This window comes from Colidextribacter sp. OB.20 (assembly GCF_009911595.1).
GTDB lineage: Bacteria > Bacillota > Clostridia > Oscillospirales > Oscillospiraceae > Lawsonibacter.
Map to the genome: position 1 here is coordinate 1 of NZ_QWKG01000115.1, position 5,722 is coordinate 5,722.

Consider the following 5,722-nt stretch of genomic DNA (forward strand, 5'->3'; position numbering starts at 1 on the left):
CTACGCCGGCCAGCTGCCCCCCCTGGACCCCCATCAGCTCACCCTGGAGCAGGCTGCGGAGCGGGTGGAGGCCGCGGGGGTTGTGGGCATGGGGGGCGGCGCCTTCCCCACCCAGGCAAAGCTGCTCCGCTCCGCCGGACGGATTGACACCCTCATCGTCAACGCTGCCGAGTGCGAGCCCTATGTCACCGCCGACTACCGCCTGCTGCTGGAGCGCAGCGAGCACATTCTCCGGGGGGCTCAGGCCCTGGCCCGGTGCCTGAGCTGCGAGCGGGTGGTGGTGGTCACCGAAGGGGACAAGCTCAACGCCGTGGAGGCGGTGGAGCGCCGGCTGCGCCGCCGGGGAGGCGGCCGGGTCCAGATCCTCACTGTCCGCACCCGCTACCCTCTGGGGGCGGAGAAGCAGATTATCCAGACCGTCACCGGCCGGGAGGTCCCTCCCGGAGGGACCCCGCTGGACGTGCGGTGCGCGGTGTTCAACGTGGCCACCGTCTACGCCATCCACGACGCCCTGTTTCAGGGCCGCCCCCTCACCTACCGGGCGGTGACCGTCACCGGCGGGGCCGTCACCCGGCCTCGGAATATGTGGGTGCCCATCGGCACCCCCCTGCGCCACCTGCTGGAGTCCTGCGGCGGCCTGCGGGAGGAGACCGACCGGATGCTCATCGGCGGACCCATGATGGGCATCCACCTCACCAGCCTGGACGCCCCGGTAACCAAGGACACCAACAGCCTGGTCTGTCTGGCCAGCTGGGAGCACAAGCCCAACACCCCCGCCGGGGTGTGCATCCGCTGCGGCAAGTGCGTGGCCTCCTGTCCCATGCACCTGGCCCCCACTCTGATCCGCCGGGCTCTGGAAGACCTGGATGTGGACAAGCTGAGCCGCTACCACCTGGAGGACTGCAACGCCTGCGGCTGCTGCTCCTTCATCTGTCCCGCCCAGATTCCTCTGGTGGAGACGGTGGCTCAGGCCTCCGCCCTGGTGAAGAGGGGGGTGAGCATCCTGTGATTCCCACTCAAAAACGTCTGTCTCCCCAGCTGCGGCAGCCCTCCACCACCCAGGCCATGATGACCGACGTGATGGTGGCCCTGGTCCCCGCCCTGGGCATGGCCGTGTTCTTCTTCGGCGTGCGGGTGCTGGCGGTGTGCGCCGTGTCTATGGTGTCCTGCGTGCTCTTTGAGCTGCTCTATCGCCTGCTCACCCGCCAGCCTGTCTCCATCCAGGACCGCTCCGCCTGCGTCACCGGCCTGCTGCTGGCCCTGAGCCTGCCCGCCAGCACCCCCTACTGGGTGCCGGTGATGGGGGCCGCCTTCGCCATCATCGTGGTCAAGCAGTTCTACGGCGGCCTGGGCCGGAACTTTATGAACCCCGCCCTGGCCGGCAGGATGCTGGCCGGTACTCTGCCCATGCTGATGACCACCTGGACCCAGCCCCTGCACCGGCTGTCCCTCACCACGGTGGACGCCCTGTCCGCCCCCACCCCAATGTCCTACCTCCACGAGGGGGCCCTGCCCCCTCAGGCCCTGGACATGATGCTTCTCGGCCAGCGGGGGGGCTGCATGGGGGAGGTCTCCGCCTTCATGCTCCTGCTGGGGCTGGGCTATCTGGTGCTGCGCCGGGTCATTTCCCTCCGGGTCCCCGGCGCCTACCTGGGCACGGTGGCCCTGCTCTCTCTGCTCACCGCGCCGGCAGGGGTCCCCGCCCACATCTGGACCGCCTATCAGCTCATGGGCGGCGGGCTGCTTATGGGGGCCATCTTCTTTGCCACCGACCCCGCCACCTCCCCGGTCACCCCCCGGGGACAGGTGATGTACGGCGTGGGCTGCGGCCTGCTCACCGTGCTGCTGCGCACCTCCAGCTCCTACCCCGAGGGGGTGGGCTGGGCCATTCTCACTATGAACTGCATGGTCTGGCTGCTGGACCGGCTGGGCCTGCCCCGGCAGTTCGGCGTCAACAATTTCGCCGCCACCCGGGCCTTCCTGGCGCATAGCCGGGCCAACCTGTCGGAGATTAAATTTGTCGCCCCCAAGCTTGCTCTCAAGCTGCCCGAGCCCAAGGAGGGCCAGGCCCCCGGCGAGGCCTATCTGGACCACCTGCGCACCCTGGGCAGGACGGTCGGCAGGACCTTCGGTCCTCTGTTTGCCGTGCTGGCGGTGACCTGCGGCATCCTCTACGGCGTCCACCGCCTGACCGATCTGAACACCGCCCGGGCGGAGGTCCGGGCTCAGCAGGAGATACTCGCCCAGGCCATGCCCCTGGCCTCCGTGGGGGCGGAGACCCCCTACCGGGCCGCCGGCGCTCTGTCCATCATCGCCGGCTACGACAGCGAGGGCCATCTGCTGGGCTACTGCGTGGAGGTACAGAGCCAGGGCTTCGCCGGCCCCATCACCATGACGGTGGGCGTGGACCTGAACGGCGCTGTCACCGGCGTGGCGGTCACCAGCCACAGCGAGCAGGACCGGGTGGGCACCGAGGCGCTGACCCCCGAGGCCCTGGGCCGGTATGTGGGCCGGTCGGGCACCATCCGCTCCTCCGGGGCCAACTCGGTGGACACGGTCAGCGGCGCCACCGCTACCTCCAAGGCCATCACCGCCGGGGTCAACCGGGCGCTGAACATTGTAGCCAATCTGGATACACAGGGGGAGATCAACTATGAAGATACGCAGTGACCTCTCCCGGGAAGGGAGGCGGGGGCTGTGAACACAACCCTTGAGCTGACAGGGGTGGCGCTGGCCGCCCTGCTGTCGGAGAATCTGGTGCTGGTCACCTGCATGGGCATCGGCACCCACCTGGAATCTTTCCAGAAGCCCCGGGAGGCCATCCGCACCGGAAGCTGTCTGACAGTGGTTATGGTGCTGGCCGTACTCCTGGCCTGGCTGATCAATTTCTTTCTGCTGGCCCCCTGCGGCCTGACCTATTTCCGGCTGCTCATCTTCTCCCTGCTGATCCCCGGCCTGGTGGCCCTGCTGCGGAGATTTCTGGCGGCCTGCATCCCGGAGCTGTCCCGGCGGATGGACGAAAACCTGTCCTCCATCTCCACCAACTGCGCCGCCCTGGGCGCCGCCCTGCTGGTGGTTCAGCGCAGCTACGGCCTGGGCTCCGCCCTGATTTTCGCCCTGTGCGGCGGACTGGGGGCCACTATGGCCCTGGCCAGCTTCGCCAGCCTGCAAAAAGAGGTGGATCTGAACCGCTGCCCCATGGCCTTCCGGGGTATCCCCATCCAGCTGATTACCGCCGGCCTGATGGCAATGGCCCTGTTGGGCTACTACGGGCTGTATCTGGGATAACCGAACGCAGAAGCGCCGCCCTTTCGGGCGGCGCTTTCTTATGATTCAGGCTTTTCCTCCTCGCCGGCAGGGGGCTCGGCGGGAGACTCCTCCGGCTCAGCCGGGGCCTCCTCCGGTCCGACCGGGGACTCCTCTGACGGTACCTCCGCCGTCTCGGCGGGGGGCTCCTCCGGCTCCTCAAGGGCAGCCGGGGGCTTGATTTCCTCGCTGATGATGTGGATGGCCTTGGCGGGGGGCTCAATGTCCCCGGGCAGAGGCTTCACTGCCTTGTTGGTGGAGGCGTAGGCGTCCTCTACCAGGGCGGGGTCCCGGCCCTCGATAATCGCCACCATCTCGCCGCCGGTGATGGTCTCCTTCTCCAGCAGATAGGCCACCACCTTGTCCATGTCCTCCCGGTTGGCCTTGATGACCTCCACCGCGTCCTTATAGCACACGTCCAGAATGGCCTTCACCGCCTTATCCATGACGGCGGCGGTGTCCTGGGCGCAGTCCAGGCCGTAGCCGCCCTCCAGATACTGGTTGCGGACCGAGCCCAGCGCCATCATGCCGAACTCCTCACTCATGCCGTACATGGCTACCATGTTCCGGGCGATGTTGGTGGCCTCCTGAATGTCCTGGGAGGCGCCGTTGGTCATGGTGTCCATCACCACCTCCTCGGCGGCCCGGCCACCCATGGAGACGGCAATCTTGGCCATCAGCTCCTCCTTGGTGCGCAGGTTGGTCTTGTCCTCCTCGGGCATGAGCAGGGTATAGCCCAGAGAGCCCTCAGTATGGGGGACGATGGTAATCTTCTGCACCGGCTCGGCGTTCTTCTGCTTATAAGCCACCATGGCGTGGCCCACCTCGTGGTAGGCCACCAGCCTGCGCTCCAGCTGAGTGAGGACGGAGTTCTTCTTCTCACTGCCGGCAATGACGAACTCGAAGGAGGCCAGCAGGTCCTCCTGGTTGACGGCCCGCCGCCCGTGGCGGACGGCCCGCAGGGCGGCCTCGTTCACCAGGTTGGCAAGGTCGGCCCCCACCGTGCCGGCGGTAGCCAAGGCAATCTTTTTCAGGTCTACATCCTCACTGAGGCGGATGTTGCGGGTGTGGACCTGGAGGGTGGACAGGCGGCCTGCCAGGTTGGGCCGGTCGATGGTGATGCGCCGGTCGAAGCGGCCGGGGCGGAGGAGGGCCTTGTCCAGCACCTCGGGCCGGTTGGTGGCCCCCAGGACGATGACGCCCTTGCCCGGGTCGAAGCCGTCCAGCTCGGCCAGCAGCTGGTTCAGAGTCTGTTCCCGCTCGTCGTTGCCCCCCATGCGGTTGTCCCGGGACTTGCCGATGGTGTCGATCTCGTCGATGAAGATGATGCAGGGGGCCATCTTACTGGCCTCTTTAAAGAGGTCCCGGACGCGGCTCGCACCCACGCCCACGAACATCTCCACAAAGTCGGAGCCGCTGATGGAGAAGAAGGGGACGCCCGCCTCGCCGGCCACCGCCTTGGCGAGAAGGGTCTTGCCGGTGCCCGGAGGGCCCACCAGCAGGGCGCCCTTGGGCAGCTTGGCACCGATCTCGGTATACTTCTGGGGGTTGTGGAGGATGTCGATGATCTCCTCCAGGGACTCCTTGGCCTCGTCCTGGCCAGCCACGTCCCGGAAGGTGACCCCCGTCTTTTTCTCCACATACACCTTAGCGTTGGCCTTGCCCACGCCGCCGATGCCGCCCATGCCCCCCTTGCCGCCGATGCCCCGCATGAGGAAGATCATGGCACCCACCATGATCACCAGGGGCAGGACGGTGGTGAGCAGCAGGTAGAGGATCTGGGAGGAGTTGTCCACCGGGTCGGTCCAGCGGCGGACCTTATGCTCCTCCAGCAGGGACTCCAGCTCAAAATCGGCGATGGGCAGCGGGGTAGTGACGTATTCCGTCTCACGGTCATTCTGGATGGGCATCCAGCTGAACATGCCGTTCGCCTTGTGATCCTCATCCTCGGGGATATAGGACAGGGCCTCCTCCTCCTTCCCCTCCTTGAGGACGATGGTGAACAGGCTGCTCTCCAAATTGACTGACTCCACCAGATCGGCCGCCACCCACTGCTTAAACACTGAGTAGTCCACCTGAACCTGGTTGGAGCTGTTGTAGGTGCTGGTACAGCTGCGGAATACCAGCGTCAAAAACAGAGCCCACAGGATCAGGGAGATCAGGCCGATGGTGTTCTTTTTGTTGTTTCCTTTATCCGGCTTCAAAGGAGCGTACCTCCAATTTTCGCTTTTTTCAAACAGGTCAAAGGGTATCATACCACACTTGCGCCATAAAAACAAGAAAAGATGGTGTAAACTTCCGGTGAATTTTCTGTGACCAAGTTTCAGGAAAGCTCCTGTAGGGGCCGGGCTCCGTCCCGGCCCGCTTTTCCGGAAGTGCCCATGTTCCGATAGACGGGCCGGGACGGAGCCCGGCC

4 protein-coding genes are annotated in these 5,722 nt (G+C 65.9%); 3 read left to right on the plus strand and 1 reads right to left on the minus strand.

Annotated elements, in window-relative coordinates; translation table 11 throughout:
- The 3 genes from rsxC to D1641_RS18430 all read left to right on the plus strand — a co-directional run.
- A partial coding sequence (rsxC, locus tag D1641_RS18420) for an electron transport complex subunit RsxC (protein ID WP_160668403.1) occupies positions 1-1,009 on the plus strand: 1,009 nt, incomplete at its 5' end.
- Positions 1,006-2,670 (plus strand): RnfABCDGE type electron transport complex subunit D, encoded by a 1,665-nt coding sequence (locus D1641_RS18425; RefSeq protein WP_160668405.1) that lies wholly within the window; start codon positions 1,006-1,008, stop codon positions 2,668-2,670. The genes rsxC and D1641_RS18425, both read left to right, overlap by 4 nt.
- 27 nt (positions 2,671-2,697) lie before the next feature.
- Positions 2,698-3,288 (plus strand): Rnf-Nqr domain containing protein, encoded by a 591-nt coding sequence (locus D1641_RS18430; RefSeq protein ID WP_160668407.1) that lies wholly within the window; start codon positions 2,698-2,700, stop codon positions 3,286-3,288.
- Between the two features lie 38 nt (positions 3,289-3,326).
- On the opposite strand, the gene ftsH is transcribed toward D1641_RS18430, so the two are convergent.
- Positions 3,327-5,510: an ATP-dependent zinc metalloprotease FtsH gene (gene ftsH / locus D1641_RS18435; RefSeq protein WP_243149477.1), complete on the minus strand. Its 2,184-nt coding sequence runs from the start codon at positions 5,508-5,510 to the stop codon at positions 3,327-3,329.
- Positions 5,511-5,722 lie beyond the last annotated feature (212 nt).